The organism is Pontibacter aydingkolensis (assembly GCF_019443125.1).
GTDB classification, from domain to species: Bacteria; Bacteroidota; Bacteroidia; order Cytophagales; family Hymenobacteraceae; genus Pontibacter; species Pontibacter aydingkolensis.
The window spans coordinates 1-18,391 of record NZ_JAHYXK010000030.1; the positions used below are offsets into that span (position 1 = coordinate 1).

Sequence of the window (18,391 nt, forward strand, 5' to 3'; positions counted from 1 at the left end):
TTCTACAACAGGGAAAGGCTCCATTCAAGCCTGGGATACCGCACACCAAAACAAATGGAAGAAAAATTAAACAGGAAACCTTTAGCAGCTTAATCTTGTGTCCGGGTTTTTGTTGCAAGTCCATAGTAGTAGCAGCTTTCTCCTTTTTGTCATACTGTAAGGATCTTGGTAGAAGGGAGGTTAAGCATTTACTACAAAGCTCTTACCTTTAAGGGTTATGTCAGAATTCCCCGCCTTGGATAAGGAGGGGTTAGGGGTGGTTAGACCCGGTTCTGAAGGCAATCCATATAATCAATCTTAATCCCCATTAATCTGTGGTCAAAGAATCTGCTTCACCTCTTCTACATACTTTACCAGCTCCGGGAAAAAGGTTTCAAACTCATCAGCGTACAACGTATAGTTTTGTTCCAGTTCATACACCGCTGTTTCCATTCCCGATTCAAAGGATGCTCTTCTGCTCATGCCTGTTAAAGCCCTGCCTACTCCTTCGAGTTGCGCATAGCCTAACAGCCAGTTATGTTGCCGCATGTGCTCAAAAATATACTTCATGCGTTCGGGAAGCAGGTGCATAGAGGCGCCTACTATGTTGTATACTTTTTCGGTGTAAAGTATTAGCGGCTCATCGGCATACTGCTCAAATCTGCTGGCCAGGAAATGATCGTAATACATATCGGCAATAACCGGGGCAAATTTGCGGTACTGTGGCCGTAGTCTTGCTTTTGTTTCGGCTACGATTTCATGCGTGTCGGTGTAGGTGTCGATCAGGCGGTGCAGTTTAATGCCTTTGGCTACCTCTGAAGTATAAAGCGCTGCCTGCTTGCCTTTTACAGTATCAGCAATAAAATTGCCCAGCAGTAATTCAGGGTTGTCGCCGGATAAAAATGCATGCGCCAGAAAGTTCAAAATTTCGGTGTGTTTAGTATCACGTACAAACAATAAAGTATAAAGACTGTTTACAAACCTAAACAGTTATGTATTACACGAGTATAAACCCTGAACTATTTAGCCGCGTAATCAAAACTCACTACCACAAAGTATAGAACTATGGATAATAATCAAAACAAACAGGAAAGCCTGAACAAACTTATCGATATGATTAAAGACGTAGATATCGCTATGATGACTACGATTGACGATGACGGTAGCTTGCGCAGCCGGCCTATGCGAACTCAGAAAGCAGCGACGGATGGGGTGCTATGGTTTTTTACTGGTTATGAATCCGGTAAATCGCATGAGATAAAGGATAACGATGCGCATGTAAACTTAAGCTACGCAGAACCGGATGATGAGCTGTATGTGTCTGTTTCTGGCAGGGCAACGTTAACCAGAGACAAGCAAAAGATAGACGAACTCTGGAACCCTACATTAAAAGCCTGGTTTCCGAACGGGAAAGACGACCCGAATGTAGGGCTTATTAAAGTAACTATTGACAAAGCAGAATACTGGGACGCTCCTAACAGTAAGTTGGTACATCTGTACGGCATGGCCAAAGCCGCCATTACCGGCGAAAAGACAAAGCCCGGCGACAACGAAAAGATAAATATGTAGGTATAAATAATGGCCTATAGCTTGAAAGAAGCACCTGCTAAACTTTATTGTCTGGCAGGTGTTTTCATGTTCAGCAATTTCTTTATCTTAAGTATAAATCGTAAGCCATACTTTCTTGATATCTCCTCAAACCGAAATTCCCCGACTTACAACACTTACGCTTTTTGGTGTTAAAAATGGCCATCTTCGCTGGGGACTGGCACAGATGGGCACCTCGGTACCACACCTTGCCAAAGTGCCGGGGCTGTTGTTTTATAAGCTACTGGGCAGCGGGCACGGCAAGGGCTTTAGTATAAAACCAAACTTTAAGCGCTACGGCCAGCTGTGCACCTGGCAAAGCGAGGCGGCGGCAGATGACTTCTTGCATAATTCTGCCCTCATGCAGGAGTATAAAAAGCATACATTTGAGACCTGGACGGTGAAGCTGTTGCCTTATCAATCGCATGGGCAGTGGGATAAGCAGGAGCCCTTCTCGCCTACCCTCTCTGAAAAGCATACCGATGGTCCTATTGCTGTGCTAACCCGTGCAAGTATAAATTGGCGTGCCCTACCAAATTTCTGGCGATTTGTACCCAAAACAAGCACAGCGCTTGATAATGCCGAAGGCTTGATCTGTTCGATTGGTTTAGGTGAACTGCCTTTTGTGCGGCAAGCAACTTTCAGCATCTGGCAAAGTATGGACGCCATGAAAGCCTACGCCTATAAAAACCCGCTGCACCAGGAAGTAATGCGCCGAACCCGTTCTGAAAACTGGTACAGCGAAGAGCTTTTTGCCCGCTTTAAACCGGTTGCCAGCCTAGGCACATGGAATGGTGTAAACCCCTTGCAGAACAGAGTTGTTGACACAGTATAAGCTACATTATACCGGCAACTCCAAAGCCCATAATCAGTACGCTGCTGGCGATATTTAAAAGCCGTACAATGGACGGGTTACTTACAAAGCGCCCCAGCGTAGCGCCAAAGCTGGCAAATGCCAACTGAATAATCAGGCTACCGGTAAAGATAGCTGTAGCCAGTGCAATGATATTCAGCAAGCCTGTGGCCGGTGAAACCAGTTGCCCCGAAAAACCCAGGAAAAGAATGACGGTAAGTGGGTTGATGATGGTAAGCAAATATGTTGAGAGAAGGTAATTCGTCTTTTTGGTATCACCCGGATTTAGCCTGTCTGTCTGAACAGCCTTTATACTTCCTTTTAACATCCAGGCCCCAAATAAAAACAGAGCAAGTGAGGTGATGTAAACAAAAAGCTGCTGATTCATGTCCAGGAAACCTGCCAGGAAAGTGCCTGCTGTGAAGGCTACTATGCCATAGGTAAAATCGGCCAGTGCGGCTCCTATCCCACTCATAACGCCGCTTCTCCATCCGGTGTTAAGCCCCCGATTTATAATAAGTATAGCGATGGGCCCCACTGCAATGGCAATCGTTAACCCAAATACAAATGCTTTTACCATACGTCTAAAATTTTATGTTTTACCTGTAGACGTACAACACTTTGAAAAGACGCAGCAACAAGAGTTTACTTTTTCATCCGTTGCATGATATCCTCCAGCAGGTCTACCTGTATCTGCTGGATCTCTATCAGGCGTTGGTTTTGCTGTATAATCAGGTGGTCTATTTTTTCGTGGAGCAGCCTTATCTCCAGCTCGGCCTTAAGGTTTACCTGGTAATCGTACTCCGATCGCTGCCGGTCCTTGGCATCTTTGCGGTTCTGGCTCATCATAATAATTGGGGCCTGTATAGCGGCAAGGCAAGAAAGGATCAGGTTTAAAAGTATAAACGGGTAAGGGTCGAATGGACTGGTGACCAAAAGGAATATATTTATCGCCATCCACACGAACAGGAAGGAAAAGAAGATCATGATAAACGTCCAGCTGCCGCCAAAGGATGAGATCTTATCAGACAGACGCTCTCCGATCGTTAGCTGTTCAGTTAGTTCGTCTTCGATGTTAGAAGACAGTAATTCATGCTTGTTTATACTTTGGAGTACTTCCTCTTCCAGGTCTGAAATCTCGCCCATCTCACGGGTAAGCAAGGTTTCGAGGTAAAGGTTGCGGTAGCGGTTTAATTGGCTTAGTGCTATGTATTGCTGTTCGTCAAAATCCGGATGGTCTGCTTTTATCAGCTCCAGTATACTTTTGCGGATGCTTGAGCCATGCACCAACTGCTGCATGGGCAGGTGCTTTTTGGTGATCTGGCAAATGCCTGTTAAGCGATGGTTCTTCATGGGGCAACAGCTAAACCTAGTGTTGCATACGAGTAAACAGGCCAAAAGGAATAAGCCTGCATAACGCTGATCAAGGCTGTGCAGGCTATAAAGTATAATTTTACTTTAAAGGGCTCTGGTCTGGTGCGATCTCTTGTATAACGCGTTGCAGGTGTGCAGCCAGACCATCGTAAAGTCTGTAACCACGGCTCACTAAATGTATGTTAGTGCCATTAAGAAGATACAGGCTCGGAAAAGCAGTTGCCTGCAAATGCCTGGCTATTATAAAGTCCTGCTTTGTTTTATCGATGATCTCTTCGGAGTTGAACTTCTCCAGAAAGTCTTCTTCTGTTATGCCGAAAAGCAAAGCTATACTTGCCAGCACTTCCGGTTTAGTTACATCGTTGTTTTTAGCGTAAAAAGCGTTTTGTATGGCTTCGGCCATTTCCATCTCATGCTCCGGTTTAAGGTAGCGTATGGCTACCACAGCGCGGCAAGCAGGTTCGGTATCATATACAAAGTCTTCACGCTCAAAAAAAGTATAATCAAATGGCTGTTCTGTAACATGCTCTACATCCTGCCAATGTTGTTTTATACTTGCTTTCATTTGCTCCTCCAGTGGCTTTTCAGTGCCGGGACGCAAACCTCCCATTACCAGTTTAAACTGCATAGTGCCCTGCTGCTCTTCAATTGTTTTTTTAATTACAGGAGCAAAACCATAGCACCACGAGCACATCGGGTCCATCACATAGATCAGGTGAAGAATATCAAGTAGGTCTTCTTGCTGCTTTTCCATAGTGCAAAGATAATGTAATTGGAGCGGTGATTAAGGGGATTTTAATGATTTTTCATGATTACGATAATGTATTTGAAACTGCTATACCAAAAGATGGCTATTGAAAGTGGTACAATAGATTTAAGATTAACCCCATCTTTAAATTAAGAGTCAGATATCATTTTAATCACTAAAATCTCCTTAATCACCGGTCAATGAATTAACTTAGCGGTTTAAGATTAAACACGCGAATCACGATAAAAAATGTCAGAGTATAATTTTAACCAGATTGAGAAGAAATGGCAACGTTACTGGGAAGATAACCAGACGTTTAAAGCCAAGGAAAGTAAGGATAAACCTAAGTACTACGCCCTAGATATGTTCCCGTATCCGTCAGGTGCCGGTTTGCACGTAGGGCATCCACTTGGTTATATTGCCTCTGACATTGTAAGTCGTTACAAGCGCCTTAAAGGATTTAATGTGCTGCACCCAATGGGTTTTGACTCGTTTGGTTTGCCAGCTGAGCAATATGCTATTCAAACAGGTCAGCACCCTGCCATTACAACCGAGCAGAACATTACCCGATACATTGAGCAGCTAAAAAACATCGGCTTCTCTTTTGACTGGGAACGTGAGATACGCACCTCCGACCCAGGCTATTACAAATGGACGCAGTGGATCTTTATGCAGCTGTTCAACAGCTTTTATAACTACACTTCGGATAAGGCTGAAAGTATAGACAAGTTAATTGCAGAGTTTGAAACTAATGGCAATGCCAATGTAAATGCCGCCTGCGACGATGATACGCCTGCCTTCACTCCTGAAGAATGGAAAAGTATGGACGAGCAGCAGCAGGCTGAAATCTTGCTGAAGTATAGACTGACTTACGTGGCCGAGGCTGTAGTAAATTGGTGCCCTGCCCTTGGAACGGTGCTTGCAAACGACGAAGTTGTTGGCGGTGTATCAGAGCGTGGCGGTTACCCGGTGGAGCGTAAGAAAATGCGCCAGTGGATGATGCGCATCACAGCCTTTGCCGAACGTTTACTACAAGGCTTGGAAGAAATAGACTGGCCGGAACCGGTAAAGGAAATGCAGCGCAACTGGATCGGTAAATCAGTTGGCGCCGAGTTAGATTTTGCCATTGAAGGTGATGGTCATATAAAAGTATTTACAACGCGTATCGATACTATTTTCGGGGCAACCTTTGTGGTGTTGGCGCCGGAGCATGAACTGGTAGAGCAGATCACAACAGACGAGCAACGTCAGCAGGTAGAAGCTTATGTGCAGGTGGCCAAAAACCGTTCGGAGCGTGAGCGTATGACGGACGTGAAAACCGTAAGCGGTGTGTTTACAGGTGCCTACGCCATCAACCCTATCTCTGAAGAGCGCGTGCCGATCTGGATTGCTGATTATGTACTGGCTGGCTACGGCACAGGCGCCGTAATGGCTGTTCCGGGCCACGATAGCCGTGACTATACTTTTGCCAAACACTTTAACCTGCCTATCAGAGAAGTTGTAGCAGGCGGAAACATAGAAGAAGAAGCTTACGCTGCCAAAGAAGGTAAAATTATCAACTCTGGTTTCCTGAACGGACTGGAAGTGAAAGAAGCCATAAAAGCAGGTATAGCCAGAGCCGAAGAACTGGGTGTTGGCAAAGGACGTGTGCAGTACCGCATGCGCGATGCCGTGTTCAGCCGCCAGCGTTACTGGGGTGAGCCGGTGCCGGTATACTTTAAAGATGGCATTCCGCAGTTGCTGGATGACAAAGGACTGCCGCTGGAATTGCCTAAGATTGACGCATACCTGCCAACAGAAACTGGAGAGCCGCCACTTGGCCGCGCCGTAGACTGGAAGTATAACAACAAGTATGAGTATGAGCTGAGCACCATGCCGGGTTGGGCTGGCAGCAGCTGGTACTGGTACCGCTACATGGATCCTCAGAATAACGCAGAATTTGCAGCTAAAGATAAGATAGAGTACTGGCGAAATGTAGATTTATACATTGGTGGCTCTGAACACGCAACGGGTCACCTACTCTACTCCCGCTTCTGGAACAAATTTATGTTTGACCTGGAGCTGGTGGTTGAGCATGAGCCATTCAAAAAGCTAATAAACCAAGGCATGATCCAGGGGCGATCTAACTTTGTATACCGCATTAACGGCACAAATAAGTATGTTTCTCTTGGCTTGAAAGATCAGTATGAAACAACACAGCTGCATGTGGATGTGAACATTGTAGAGAACGACGTGCTAGACCTGGAAGCCTTTAAAAAGTGGCGACCTGAGAATGCGGATGCCGAGTTTATATTGGAAGACGGAAAGTATAACGTTGGCGTCGAGATCGAGAAGATGTCGAAGTCGAAGTATAACGTAGTGAACCCTGATGACATTGTAGAGCGCCAGGGAGCTGACACGCTGCGCATGTACGAGATGTTTCTGGGGCCGCTAGAGCAGTTCAAGCCTTGGAATACCAACGGTATGGACGGCGTGCACAAGTTTCTACGTAAGTTCTGGAGACTCTTCCACGATAACGACGGAAACTTTGCTATTTCTGATGATGCTCCTACTGCCGAAGAACTGAAGTCGCTGCACAAGACGATCAAAAAAGTAGAGGAAGACATAGAGCGTTTCTCGTTTAACACCTCTGTTTCAACCTTTATGATTTGCGTGAATGAGTTGACACAGCTGAAGACGAACAAGCGTGCTATACTGGAACCACTAACGGTTATACTTTCATCATACGCACCGCACATTACCGAAGAGCTTTGGGAAAAACTGGGCCATACAGAAAGCATAACGTTTGCAACCTATCCGGAGTGGAAAGAGGAATATCTTACCGAGAACTCATTTGAGTACCCAGTATCAATAAATGGTAAAACGCGCTCTAAAATGACTTTTGCAGTAGATGCGCCCAAAGCTGAAATAGAAAAGGCTGTATTGGCAGATGAGCAGGTGCAGAAATTCATGGATGGTAAACCGGCAAAAAAAATCATCATTGTGCCGAACAAAATTATCAATGTGGTAGTATAAGGTTACTCCATCTTACCAATTAACTATAGCAAAAAGCCGTTCAAGCCCCAAACTTGGCGGCTTTTTGTTTTCTGGGCTATCGTATACGTTAAGGTACTTTCTGCGTAGGATAATTAGAAGTCATTCTTGTTATCATGCTACGTTTCCTGGTACCAACCGATTTTACTGCAAGCGCACAGACTGCTATGCGTACCGCCCTGCTTTTGGCAAAAAGCTTTGGGGCTGAGGTATTATTTATGCATGCCATGCATAAACCATTGGTGCCAGCCACCTCTCCCGAAGAAGTATTCAGCAGTATTTATGACGCGGACCGTCAGGAACTTCATGAGCAGCTCCGTACCTCATGCCAGCATTTGTATGACGAATTAAATATACGTTCAAGTGAGGTTATAAAGCTGATAACCATCATGTCTGCACCTGTCTCGGACACTATTCTGCAAATGGTTGCCAAAGAGAAAATCGACCTGATCGTGATGGGGACCGGCGACAAGATCGGGCTAAAACGGTTGTTGTTTGGGAGCAATACGCAGGAAATGATAAACATTACACCTGCACCTTTATTAGTGGTGCCGGAGAAACTTGAGTATAGAGGGTTTCAGAAAATCACTGTTATAATTCGTGCAAAGGATATCAGGATAAGACCTGGTTTACATATACTGGCACGTATAAGCCGCGTTTTTAATGCAGAATTGTCTTTCCTGCTTCTTGAAAGTACATCAAAGCATACTGGTGAGCTTGAAAACCTGCTTGAAAGTGTAGAGTTGCAAGAGCAGTTTGGTAAAAGTAAGTATGAAATTATCTCTGTTGGCAGCAATGAAAAAGCAGAAACGCTCGAGAACCTTATCAGTAATACAGAACCCGACCTGATCGCGTGGTATTCTAAAAGAAAAGGTATCTGGTTTGATTCTGTAATGGAAGAGATCGCAGAGCAAGCTTCAACAAAGCTACAGATTCCGCTTCTGGTAATACCACCTGTGCCTGCTGACTAACAATTCTGATGTATGGAAAATATAGAACTAGTACCATTTTATGAATTTTCCATTATACTTATTCTGGCTGCTATACTGGGGGCTATCGGCCAATTACTCAGACAACCCTTAATAGTTATTTTCATAGCGCTGGGCATACTTGTCGGTCCGTCGGTACTAAACCTTGTTGAATCTACTGATAAAATTCACCTGCTCTCTGATTTGGGCATTGCTATACTTCTTTTTGTGGTAGGCCTTAAGCTAGACCTTAACCTGATACGCTCCATGGGTAAGGTGGCTATCATCACAGGCCTTGGCCAGGTTATATTTACGTCGGTGTTCGGCTTTATAATAGGCTTACTGCTTGGTTACAGTATTCTGTTCTCGCTTTATATAGCTATTGCCCTTACATTTTCCAGCACTATTATCATTGTTAAACTACTCTCTGACAAAAAAGAGATCGATTCGCTGCACGGGCAGATAGCCATAGGATTTCTTATTGTGCAGGACCTGGTGGTTGTACTGTTGATGATCTCATTGACAGCTTTAGACAGAAGTGCCGAAGGCCAGCTGGGTTATAATGTTTTAAGAATGTTAGGTAAAGGAATGGGGTTGGCATTAATTTTTGCACTGCTGATGATTTACGTCATACCCACGCTGGTGCATTATCTTGCTAAATCTCAGGAATTGCTTGTGCTTTTCGCCATTGCCTGGGCAGTTGCAGCCGCATCAGTAAGTGATGTGTTAGGCTTTAGCAGAGAAGTTGGTGCCTTTTTGGCCGGAGTATCACTTGCCTCTACTCAGTATCGTAATGTCTTATCGGGGCGGTTGGTAAGTATACGCGACTTCCTGTTATTGTTCTTCTTTATACACCTGGGCCTGCATTTGGATCTGGGCCTTATCGGCAATCAGGTTGGGCCTGCGCTGCTTTTCTCTTTATTTGTACTCATTGGCAACCCGCTTATTGTAATGGTTATAATGGGGCTGATGGGTTATCGTAAACGCACCAGTTTCCTGGCTGGCTTAACAGTAGCGCAGATCAGTGAATTCTCTTTGATCTTTGCAGCCCTGGGCTTTAACCTGGGACATATTAACCAGGAAACAGTTGGTTTGATAACACTTGTCGGATTGATTACCATTGGCCTTTCTACTTATATGATCATATACTCCCATACTTTGTTTGCATGGCTTTCGCCTATTCTTTCTATTTTCGAAAAGAAGATACCTTACCGGGAAGATATGTCCGTGAAAGGACAAAACATTCCTATAGATGCTATTTTATTCGGGTTAGGCCGGTTTGGGGGCAACATTGCACTTTCGTTTCTTAAAGAGGGCTACCGCTTTATTGCCGTAGACTTTGACCCAAAGCAGGTGCAATACTGGCAAAAACAAGGTATTCAGGCACAATACGGCGACATCGAGGACCCTGAACTGCCTGACCAGCTACCTTTACAAAAAGCTAGTGTAGTAGTAAGCAGTATCGCGGACCTGCAACTAAACCTTGGCTTAATTAAAATGTTAAAAATGAACAACTACAATGGCAAAATAGCTGTAACTGCGCATCGCGCCTCAGATGCATTAGCTTTGCAGGCAGAAAAGGAAACAGCTATTCTGCTTCCGTTCACGGATGCTGCAGAGTCTGTTCCGGATAAACTTTTTAAATTTGAGACCACCTAAACACATATTTGATTAAACACAATCAATAAAAAAACGGATGATAAGAAGTTATACTTCTTATCATCCGTTTTGATAATTTAGGTTAGTAAAGGTTTAGAGTAGCATGTTTAATAATTATTGAGCTTTCACTTCTTCCGGTTCAGACTCAGGCATGTTCTTAAGCGAATTTCTTAATTTGGATAAAAGATGGTATAGCGTTTTAGCTTCATCCTCTGTTATTCCATGTAATTTTTGGTCTAACTCAGGAAAAAAACCATCCATTGACTCGAGTACCTGAAGTCCCTTTTCAGATACTAAAATATTAACCAATCTTCTGTCTGACGGATTTTGTGTAACCGTTACCAGTTCTTTTGCACTAAGCCTGCTTACCAATCTTGAGGCATCAGACATTTTATCCAGCAATTTTTCTCTTAAAAAAGATGTTGAGACAGGTTTTGGGTACTGGTCGCGTAAAATACGCAGCGCGTTATATTGCTGAAAAGTCAGGCCAAATTGTTTAAAAAAGTTTTCATAAGTATTATATAAAATACCCTGCGTATATAAAATACTCATGCTGGCTTTCTGCCATTCATTACGGAAGGACTTGTATCCTACTTCATGCTCTAAATTCATTTGGTCAGTTAGTAGTAAGTTTTACTAATAATAAAAATAAAAATTGATTAAACAGTAGGTTTTATATTTTATTTATAATGCATCAACTAAAAAATTATAAAGTTATAGATTAAAATACATCTATAATGTTGATGTCATATGTTAATTGTCCGATTACCTTGTGAGCTTAACAACCAGGCTGCAACAATAAAGTTTACCTATTTACTTTTCGTTATTATAGCTTTAGAGTAATGATTCTACAACAAACCAAGTTCTGTTTTCGAAGCTTTGGTTAATTTGGAGGCAACAAGCTGATAGGAGTCATCTATCCAGGAGCAAATAAGCTGAACCGGTAAGCCGTTTTCAGGTAATACTGTATTCCAGTGTACTTTGCTCATGTGGTAACCTGGTTTAACCTGATTCGGATACTGTTCTCGCAGTTCTATGGCCTTTTGAGGGTCACATTTGAGCGCTATACCACTTTGGTATTCGGAAATACTGCATAGTGCAAACATTTTACCTCCTACCTTAAATACTAGGGTGTCCTCATCAAAAGGCAACTCTTCTGTAACGCCTTTCTTGGCAAGGCAATAGTCTCTTAATTCCTCAATGTTCATAGCACAGCGGATGTGTAAAAAATGAAAGTATAAGGAGAACCTGTTCGTGCTCCTTATACTTTCAACTAATCATAACCGAAAAATCAGGCAGTTATATGTGCGTAACTATAAAATAAATTGCGCCTGCCAAAAACATCAGGATAGATATTTTATTGATTGTGTGCATGGTGCGCAAGTTAAAATTACTCTTACGGTTAGGGTCTTTCTTACGGAAAAAATAAGTGGCTACCTCAGTGAAATTAAATAGTCCCTTCATAGTATAAATCTTTAAATACAACCTTATTTAATGCAGGTATTAAATTAACATATCAATTCTAAAAATGATTTAACTGAGTATATCTAAACTCAACAATTATTCTTCTAACCTCACTGGTTCAATCCACTTATCATCTTCCCGAATCAGTTCTATTAACTCATCCACAGCTTTATCTGCCGGAACTGATTTCTTGATCACATTTTGACCCCGGTAAAGCGCTATCTTGTCTTTACCCACACCTACATACCCATAGTCTGCATCAGCCATCTCGCCGGGTCCATTTACAATACAACCCATAATACCGATTTTTACGCCTTTCAGATGGTCTGTGCGCTTGCGTATCATGGCAGTTGTTTCCTGGAGGTCGAATAATGTACGGCCACAGCTTGGGCAACTGATGTATTCAGTCTTGCTCATGCGTGTACGGGCTGCCTGCAGTATTCCAAAGCTCAGGTTATTCAGTTTATCAATCGTATCAAGCCACTCCGGTTTCTGTTGTGCAGGCTGTAGTTCTGTCCCTAACATTACGCCATCGCCGAGTCCATCAATCAACAGGCCGCCTACATCCGTAGCAGCATACAACTGCACCTGGTCTGGTGTTAGGTTACCGTATTCACGTTTAATGATGCAGGGATTTTGCACTCCGTTATTTATGAGTCTGAAAAAGCACTTGCGCAGCTCCGGCATGGCGTGCTCGTTGGTTGTGTGCAGCATCAGAACAGCTGTCGTATCCTGCTTCAAGCGATCCATTAAAGCCGGAGTTATTTCATGAATGTCGGCAAGTATAAAGTTTAGTGTTTGATGGCGTTCAGATGAATTCAGGTATACTTGAGCAAGTATAAGCGGATGCCGGTCTTCACGTTGTTCAGCAGTTATCCAGGCATCGTAGTTTATAATCTCTTTCAGGCCATTTGGCAGCATAAAGCTAATTGGATTGCTGCCTGTGTAAATGTAATCTGCCCCCAGGTCGTTCATGTTAAACTTGTCCAGCAGCATGGAGTACAGGTGGCCAACACATTTCAGGTCGGCATACTTTATATCTTCCAGTCTGCTTAGGTCAGCTATAACACGAGGTACGTTTAAAGCCCCCAGGTTTGCTATCTCTATTGTTTCGCGACGCTGGTACTGAAATGGGTTGATAGGTACGTTGCAGATGTCCTGAATGGGCTGTGCTTTCTCTGAGCGGTTTGTATAACGGTCAATCAATGCCTGAGCTACCGGCGCCTCGGCTTCAGGAGCCTCAGTAAGGGATACACGTACGGTATCACCCAAACCGTCTTCCAGCAATGTGCCAATGCCAACAGCAGACTTAATGCGGCCGTCTTCAGCTTCTCCGGCCTCTGTTACGCCCAGGTGCAGCGGATAAGGCTGCAGTCCCTCTTCTTCCAGCTTCTGTACCAGCAAACGGTACGCCTGCACCATTACCTGCGTGTTAGAGGCCTTCATCGAGATCACGATATCAAAATAGCCTTCGTCTTCACAGATGCGGATAAACTCCAGTGCACTTTCTACCATACCTAGCGGTGTATCGCCGTAGCGGCTTAGTATCCTGTCTGATAAAGAGCCGTGGTTGGTACCGATGCGCATGGCCGTGCCGTGTTCCTTGCAAATTCGCACCAGCGGCACAAAGCGCTCTCTTATCCTGTCCAGTTCAGCCTGGTAAGATATATCGTCGTACTCAATTACCTGGAATTTCTTTTTATCGGCGTAATTACCCGGGTTAACGCGCACTTTTTCTATGATACGCGCTGCCACCTCGGCTGCATTGGGTGTAAAATGGATATCTGCAATAAGTGGTACAGTATAACCGCGCTTCTGCAGCTCTTCTTTAATATTACGCAGGTTTTCAGCCTCTTTTATACTTGGCGCAGTAATTCGGATATACTCGCAACCTGCCTCTATCATGCGGATGCACTGCTCCACAGAGCCCATTGTGTCCATGGTGTCTACAGTAGTCATAGACTGTACACGAATGGGGTTATCGCCACCAACAGGCACTCCGCCAATGTTTACGACACGTGTTTTTCTGCGTTTATATGCTGTAAGACTAGGGCAATACGTTTTATTCATGATCAGATTTATGCGTCAGCTCGATTGGATAACTAAAGTTATGCGTTGTTTGTTCAACAGGCAAACTACGTAAAATTACTACCTTTATTTTAATCAGCTGCAAGTATAAGCCCGCCAACTATATTTTTGTGGCAGTATAAAGCATCAAATCAGTATTTTACTAAATTATGGCTACAAATCCCCTGGTCATACTTGGCAGTGCCCGAAAAGACAGTGACACCCGTAAACTGGTAGATAGGCTATTTAAAGACAAGATATTTATTCTTGCAGATCTACTGGACTATGAAATAAATAACTATTCGTATACTCATGATTACCCTGGTTCCGATGATTTTCTGAAGGTTGTTGAGCAGATGATACAGCATGAGCAGATCGTATTTGCCACGCCAGTTTACTGGTATGCCATGAGCGGAATTATGAAAACCTTTTTTGACAGATTAACGGATATTATAACTATACATAAGAACCTGGGAAAGCAGTTAGCTGGAAAAGAAACGTTTTTGCTGGCTGTAGGATCTGATGACACACTACCGGTTGGGTTTTCAGAGCCTTTTGAATTAACTTCTGCTTATTTCGATATGCAGTTTAGGGCAACCTATTATGCCAGCACAAACGCTGTGAAAGGCAAATTGCCTGATATTGATACATATTTACGCTTGCTCCATTTTGATTGAACACGTATGATCCATATGCGTAATTTTTTCCCGTCTATATCGCCATTAAAGCTAATGCAATTACAGCGTTGGTCTAACCTGCGACAGGAACAGCTATCTGACGCAATTTACATAACCAAAGACTGTGTTTTGGGGTTTCTGAAGCGGCAGCTTGAAAAAGGCAACTGGAAAGAAGTTCAGGATGTACTGAAAGGGAAACCCATGACCAAAGCCGGCAAGTATTTCTACAATGAAATGCGCGGCAAAGTGGTGTCCACGCTGATGCTGCGACTTGGTTTGCGACGCATTGTAGCAATTAGTATAGCTTTGATCTTAGTCCCGATTATACTTGCAAAAGTAGCTGGAGAAGCGATGAGTTTAGTAAAGAAATAAGCCTTTGGTTCATGCAGTCTGATGCTCACTAACTCCAAGAACCAATCAAGTAATCTACTTTAAAAGCTGTTCATAAGCATTTTTTACCCTTTCAAAGTTAAACTGCTCTAGTACCTTCTGCATCTGTGCGGCTATTTCAGTATTGCACAGGTTGCCTAAACTGCCTTCGTGTGTGTGCGACACAGCATCTGGCATAGAAAAATTACCGGCTTCTATACTTTCACCAACTGCTTTGTAAGCATCCCGGAATGGCATTCCCTCCAGCGCCAGTGCATTCACGGCATCCACGCTGAACAGGTATTTATACTTTTCATCTTCCAGGATATTCTCTTTTACCTGTACCTCCTGCATCATGTACGCCATCATCTGCAGACAACTTTTAAGCTCTGCGAAAGCCGGGAAAAGGTTCTCTTTCAGCAACTGCAGATCGCGGTGATAGCCCGATGGCAGGTTGATCAACAGCATGGAGATTTCGGTTGGCAATGCCTGAAGCTTGTTGCACTTTCCACGAAGCAGTTCAAATACATCAGGGTTTTTTTTGTGTGGCATAATGCTTGAACCGGTAGTAAGGTGAGCAGGCAAGGTAATAAAGCCAAAGTTCTGGCTCATGTACAAGCACAAGTCCATGCTCATTTTTGCAAGCGTAGCCGCTACAGAAGCCATAGCTGTTGCCACTATTCTTTCTGATTTGCCCCGGCCCATCTGCGCATACACCACATTGTAATTCATGCTTTCAAAGCCAAGCAAATCAGTGGTCATCTGGCGGTTTAGCGGAAACGAAGAACCATAGCCGGCAGCGGAGCCAAGTGGGTTTTTATCTGCAATTTTGTAGGCAGCCAGCAGCATTTGCATATCATCTACCAGGCTTTCGGCATAGGCACCGAACCAAAGGCCAAACGATGAGGGCATGGCAATTTGCAGGTGCGTGTAGCCTGGCAGCAGCACATTTTTATATTTTTCGCTTTGTGTCTGCAGCACCTCAAAAAGTGCTGTTGAATCTTGTACTAACTCCTGCAACTGGTATCGGAAGTATAGTTTCAGGTCGAGCAAAACCTGGTCGTTGCGTGAGCGGCCGCTGTGAATTTTCTTACCGGCATCTCCCACTCTTTTGGTCAGTTCCAGCTCTACCTGCGAATGGATGTCCTCCACTCCTTCTTCAATGGTAAAATCTCCGGCTTCTATACTTTGGTGAATGCTTTTCAGCTCTGCCTGCAGCACTTCCAGTTCCTGGGCAGTAAGCAGGTTTATACTTTCCAGCATACGTATGTGCGCCAGTGAGCCCAGCACATCAAAACGGGCCAGCTCCATGTCCAGTTCTGCGTCTTTGCCTACCGTAAACTTTTCTATTTCAGCTGATACGCTGATGTCTTTCTGCCAGAGCTTCATGATTCAATTTTGAATGAGTGATGGAATGAATGAGTGAATATGTATTATGATCCTGCCGTTCACCGCAAATTTACTTTATTACTCTTTCGAGTACATCGATGTATAAATTAATGCCTTCCTCAATTTCGTGCAGGTAAATGTACTCGTCAGCCATGTGCGAACGGCCAGAAAAGCCTGGTCCCATTTTAAGAGAGGGTATCGGTAAAAGTGCCTGATCGGAAGTGGTGGGAGAACCGTACGTTTTCCGGCCCAATTGTAGTCCGGCCTGTACCAGCGCGTGCTCCAACGGAATAGCTGATGGCTTTAATCTGGTTGAACGAGGTTTTACCTCTGACTTTACATGCTGCTGTATGGTGGCCAAAACCTCATCCATGGTATAAGCATCTGTTAAACGCACATCTACGGTAAAATGGCAACTATCCGGTACTACGTTGTGCTGCGTTCCTGCATTAATCATGGTTACACTCATCTTTACAGGTCCCAGGTGTCCTGATACTTTTGCAAATTTGTATTTTTGAAACCAGTTTATGTCTTCCAGAGCCTCATAAATAGCGTTTATGCCTTCTTCGCGGGCAGCATGTCCGGCTTTGCCTTTGGCCACACAATCGAGAACCAACAAACCTTTTTCGGCTATGGCCAGGTGCATTTCAGTTGGTTCGCCTACGATGGCAGCATTCAGCTTGCCAAGCTCCGGAAGTATAAGCTCTATGCCGTTTCTGCCGGAAACTTCTTCCTCTGCAGTGGCAGCCAGCACCAGGTTGTACTTCAGATCATGTTGTTCATAAAAGTACAGGAAAGTGGAAATCAAACTTACCAGACAGCCACCTGCATCATTGCTGCCAAGTCCATACAATTTGCCATCTTCTATACTTGCCTCGAACGGATTGCGGGTATAGCCGGGGTTTGGCTTTACTGTATCGTGGTGCGAGTTTAAAAGTATAGTAGGCAAAGCTGGGGTATAATGCTTGTTAAATGCCCACACGTTGTTTAAGTGCTGGTGCACTTCAACACCTTTCTGCTCAAGATAACCAGAAAGTATAGCTGCGGTCTTGTCTTCTTCTTTACTGAAAGAAGGTGTCTGAATAAGCTGCTGCAATAGCTGTATTGCCTGCTCGTATAGTTCTTTCTGCTCCATTAATTCAGGGTGATGGTTGTGCCAGCAAAAATGGTGTCTGTTTCTTCTACACTTAGAAGTGCCTCGGCCTCGCCTATCAACACTTCACTTACACCCTGCTTAAGCGCCGAGAAGGCATTATCAAGCTTTGGTATCATGCCTGCAGTAACTATACCTGATTCTTTCAGTGCTTTATACTTTTCTGAGTTGATGTGTGCGATAACTGATTCATCATCAGTTGTATCCGACAAAACACCTTTTTTCTCAAAGCAATACATCAGCGTAACTTTATACTTTGTGGCTAAGGCTGTGGCTAGTACAGAGGCAATAGTGTCTGCGTTAGTATTCAGCATAGTTCCTTTGCCATCGTGGGTTAGCGGAGCGAAAACAGGTGTTAGGCCGGCCAGAAGTATGGCGTCCAAAGCATTGGTATTTATATTCTTGTTTCCTGCTATATCGCCAGCAAAACCATAATCTATTTCGTGTACAGGCCGTTTTGTAGCAAGTATGGCATTGGCGTCAGCACCAGTCATCCCGATTGCGTTACATCCCAGCGATTGTAGTTGCGCCACTACTTGTTTGTTTACCAATCCACCGTACACCATGGTAACCAGTTCCAGGGTCTCGGCATCCGTAACGCGGCGACCCTCAACCATTACCGGCGTAATGCCCAGCCGCTGGCCAATAGCAGAGGCTATCTTGCCCCCGCCATGTACCAACAACTTGGGCCCTTGCAGCTTCGAAAAATCAACCAAAAAAGAATGAAGCCGCGAAGGGTTATCCAGTATATTACCGCCTATTTTTACTATTAGCATTATTTATCTTGACAAAAAAGTTTTTGACAATGGACAAAGGATGTTTTAAATAATAAACAGACTTTGTATGCTGCAATTGCTTATCTAGTTATCCCTGCAAAGGTGTATAATTACAATTGAATATTCCCCTTCTTAGAGGAGTTAGGGGGAGGTTACATTGTAGCGGAAGCTTAACCTCCCTTCCACCAAAATCCTTACAGGATGACAGATAAAAAAATGTACCCATAGACTCCACTTTAACCCTAAGTCACCGGTTTGAAAACCGGCGCAAGTAGATAGGATTATCGAATAACTA

Annotated in this window: 18 protein-coding genes; 7 read left to right on the forward strand and 11 right to left on the reverse strand. The window is 44.0% G+C overall.

From position 1 onward, the window contains the following. Positions 1-318: 318 nt before the first annotated feature. Complete coding sequence (locus K0O23_RS19240) at positions 319-903, reverse strand: acyl carrier protein phosphodiesterase (protein ID WP_219879089.1); 585 nt, start codon at positions 901-903, stop codon at positions 319-321. A 141-nt stretch (positions 904-1,044) separates the two neighbouring features. Between K0O23_RS19240 and K0O23_RS19245 the strand changes: the two genes are divergently transcribed. Both K0O23_RS19245 and K0O23_RS19250 read left to right on the forward strand, forming a co-directional pair. After that, positions 1,045-1,548: a pyridoxamine 5'-phosphate oxidase family protein gene (locus tag K0O23_RS19245; protein WP_219879090.1), complete on the forward strand. Its 504-nt coding sequence runs from the start codon at positions 1,045-1,047 to the stop codon at positions 1,546-1,548. Between the two features lie 115 nt (positions 1,549-1,663). Further along, positions 1,664-2,401 carry a spheroidene monooxygenase gene (locus tag K0O23_RS19250; RefSeq protein ID WP_219879091.1) on the forward strand — a complete coding sequence of 246 codons (738 nt, stop codon included), beginning with the start codon at positions 1,664-1,666 and terminating at the stop codon, positions 2,399-2,401. Between the two features lies 1 nt (position 2,402). Here the strand turns inward: K0O23_RS19250 and K0O23_RS19255 are convergent, their stop codons facing one another. The 3 genes from K0O23_RS19255 to K0O23_RS19265 form a co-directional block, all read right to left on the reverse strand. Then, complete coding sequence (locus K0O23_RS19255; protein ID WP_219879092.1) at positions 2,403-2,999, reverse strand: LysE family translocator; 597 nt, start codon at positions 2,997-2,999, stop codon at positions 2,403-2,405. Positions 3,000-3,064: 65 nt separating this feature from the next. Continuing rightward, a complete protein-coding gene (locus tag K0O23_RS19260) occupies positions 3,065-3,772 on the reverse strand; it encodes a DUF1003 domain-containing protein (protein WP_219879093.1) in 708 nt (235 codons plus the stop codon). 100 nt (positions 3,773-3,872) lie between these two features. Further along, positions 3,873-4,547: a DsbA family protein gene (locus K0O23_RS19265; RefSeq protein ID WP_219879094.1), complete on the reverse strand. Its 675-nt coding sequence runs from the start codon at positions 4,545-4,547 to the stop codon at positions 3,873-3,875. A gap of 243 nt (positions 4,548-4,790) precedes the next feature. Between K0O23_RS19265 and leuS the strand changes: the two genes are divergently transcribed. The 3 genes from leuS (at position 4,791) to K0O23_RS19280 (ending at position 10,201) form a co-directional block, all read left to right on the forward strand. After that, positions 4,791-7,556 carry a leucine--tRNA ligase gene (leuS, locus tag K0O23_RS19270; protein ID WP_219879095.1) on the forward strand — a complete coding sequence of 922 codons (2,766 nt, stop codon included), beginning with the start codon at positions 4,791-4,793 and terminating at the stop codon, positions 7,554-7,556. A gap of 134 nt (positions 7,557-7,690) precedes the next feature. Next, a complete protein-coding gene (locus K0O23_RS19275) occupies positions 7,691-8,545 on the forward strand; it encodes a universal stress protein (RefSeq protein ID WP_219879096.1) in 855 nt (284 codons plus the stop codon). A gap of 12 nt (positions 8,546-8,557) precedes the next feature. Further along, entirely contained in the window at positions 8,558-10,201 is a 1,644-nt protein-coding gene (locus K0O23_RS19280) for a cation:proton antiporter (RefSeq protein WP_219879097.1), read from the forward strand. Between the two features lie 114 nt (positions 10,202-10,315). Here the strand turns inward: K0O23_RS19280 and K0O23_RS19285 are convergent, their stop codons facing one another. The 4 genes from K0O23_RS19285 to ispG form a co-directional block, all read right to left on the reverse strand. Next, a complete protein-coding gene (locus K0O23_RS19285) occupies positions 10,316-10,813 on the reverse strand; it encodes a MarR family winged helix-turn-helix transcriptional regulator (protein WP_219879098.1) in 498 nt (165 codons plus the stop codon). A gap of 236 nt (positions 10,814-11,049) precedes the next feature. Continuing rightward, positions 11,050-11,409, reverse strand: coding sequence for an MmcQ/YjbR family DNA-binding protein (locus K0O23_RS19290; RefSeq protein WP_219879099.1), 360 nt, complete (start codon positions 11,407-11,409; stop codon positions 11,050-11,052). Positions 11,410-11,500: 91 nt separating this feature from the next. Beyond that, on the reverse strand, positions 11,501-11,665 hold the full coding sequence (locus K0O23_RS19295) for a DUF6728 family protein (RefSeq protein WP_219879100.1): 165 nt from the start codon (positions 11,663-11,665) through the stop codon (positions 11,501-11,503). A 96-nt stretch (positions 11,666-11,761) separates the two neighbouring features. Then, positions 11,762-13,735, reverse strand: coding sequence for a (E)-4-hydroxy-3-methylbut-2-enyl-diphosphate synthase (gene ispG / locus K0O23_RS19300; protein ID WP_219879101.1), 1,974 nt, complete (start codon positions 13,733-13,735; stop codon positions 11,762-11,764). Positions 13,736-13,902: 167 nt separating this feature from the next. On the opposite strand from ispG, the gene K0O23_RS19305 reads away from it, so the two are divergent. Further along, complete coding sequence (locus K0O23_RS19305; protein ID WP_219879102.1) at positions 13,903-14,409, forward strand: flavodoxin family protein; 507 nt, start codon at positions 13,903-13,905, stop codon at positions 14,407-14,409. Between the two features lie 15 nt (positions 14,410-14,424). Further along, complete coding sequence (locus K0O23_RS19310; RefSeq protein WP_246597227.1) at positions 14,425-14,781, forward strand: hypothetical protein; 357 nt, start codon at positions 14,425-14,427, stop codon at positions 14,779-14,781. A gap of 54 nt (positions 14,782-14,835) precedes the next feature. Here the strand turns inward: K0O23_RS19310 and argH are convergent, their stop codons facing one another. The 3 genes from argH to argB form a co-directional block, all read right to left on the reverse strand. Then, positions 14,836-16,167, reverse strand: coding sequence for an argininosuccinate lyase (gene argH / locus K0O23_RS19315; protein ID WP_219879104.1), 1,332 nt, complete (start codon positions 16,165-16,167; stop codon positions 14,836-14,838). 70 nt (positions 16,168-16,237) lie between these two features. Next, positions 16,238-17,302, reverse strand: a complete 1,065-nt coding sequence (locus K0O23_RS19320; protein WP_219879105.1) for a M20 family metallo-hydrolase — start codon at positions 17,300-17,302, stop codon at positions 16,238-16,240. Beyond that, positions 17,302-18,096: an acetylglutamate kinase gene (gene argB, locus K0O23_RS19325; protein ID WP_219879106.1), complete on the reverse strand. Its 795-nt coding sequence runs from the start codon at positions 18,094-18,096 to the stop codon at positions 17,302-17,304. The genes K0O23_RS19320 and argB overlap by 1 nt, the downstream gene beginning before the upstream one ends. Positions 18,097-18,391 lie beyond the last annotated feature (295 nt).

What these genes read in the sequence shown, in the direction of transcription:
- K0O23_RS19245 (WP_219879090.1), top strand. Translation starts at nt 1,045, where the DNA reads ATGGATAATAATCAAAACAAACAGGAAAGCCTGAACAAACTTATCGAT.
- K0O23_RS19255 (WP_219879092.1), bottom strand. Translation starts at nt 2,999, where the DNA reads ATGGTAAAAGCATTTGTATTTGGGTTAACGATTGCCATTGCAGTGGGG.
- K0O23_RS19260 (WP_219879093.1), bottom strand. Translation starts at nt 3,772, where the DNA reads ATGAAGAACCATCGCTTAACAGGCATTTGCCAGATCACCAAAAAGCAC.
- K0O23_RS19265 (WP_219879094.1), bottom strand. Translation starts at nt 4,547, where the DNA reads ATGGAAAAGCAGCAAGAAGACCTACTTGATATTCTTCACCTGATCTAT.
- leuS (WP_219879095.1), top strand. Translation starts at nt 4,791, where the DNA reads ATGTCAGAGTATAATTTTAACCAGATTGAGAAGAAATGGCAACGTTAC.
- K0O23_RS19275 (WP_219879096.1), top strand. Translation starts at nt 7,691, where the DNA reads ATGCTACGTTTCCTGGTACCAACCGATTTTACTGCAAGCGCACAGACT.
- K0O23_RS19280 (WP_219879097.1), top strand. Translation starts at nt 8,558, where the DNA reads ATGGAAAATATAGAACTAGTACCATTTTATGAATTTTCCATTATACTT.
- K0O23_RS19285 (WP_219879098.1), bottom strand. Translation starts at nt 10,813, where the DNA reads ATGAATTTAGAGCATGAAGTAGGATACAAGTCCTTCCGTAATGAATGG.
- K0O23_RS19290 (WP_219879099.1), bottom strand. Translation starts at nt 11,409, where the DNA reads ATGAACATTGAGGAATTAAGAGACTATTGCCTTGCCAAGAAAGGCGTT.
- K0O23_RS19295 (WP_219879100.1), bottom strand. Translation starts at nt 11,665, where the DNA reads ATGAAGGGACTATTTAATTTCACTGAGGTAGCCACTTATTTTTTCCGT.
- ispG (WP_219879101.1), bottom strand. Translation starts at nt 13,735, where the DNA reads ATGAATAAAACGTATTGCCCTAGTCTTACAGCATATAAACGCAGAAAA.
- K0O23_RS19305 (WP_219879102.1), top strand. Translation starts at nt 13,903, where the DNA reads ATGGCTACAAATCCCCTGGTCATACTTGGCAGTGCCCGAAAAGACAGT.
- K0O23_RS19310 (WP_246597227.1), top strand. Translation starts at nt 14,425, where the DNA reads ATGCGTAATTTTTTCCCGTCTATATCGCCATTAAAGCTAATGCAATTA.
- argH (WP_219879104.1), bottom strand. Translation starts at nt 16,167, where the DNA reads ATGAAGCTCTGGCAGAAAGACATCAGCGTATCAGCTGAAATAGAAAAG.
- K0O23_RS19320 (WP_219879105.1), bottom strand. Translation starts at nt 17,302, where the DNA reads ATGGAGCAGAAAGAACTATACGAGCAGGCAATACAGCTATTGCAGCAG.
- argB (WP_219879106.1), bottom strand. Translation starts at nt 18,096, where the DNA reads ATGCTAATAGTAAAAATAGGCGGTAATATACTGGATAACCCTTCGCGG.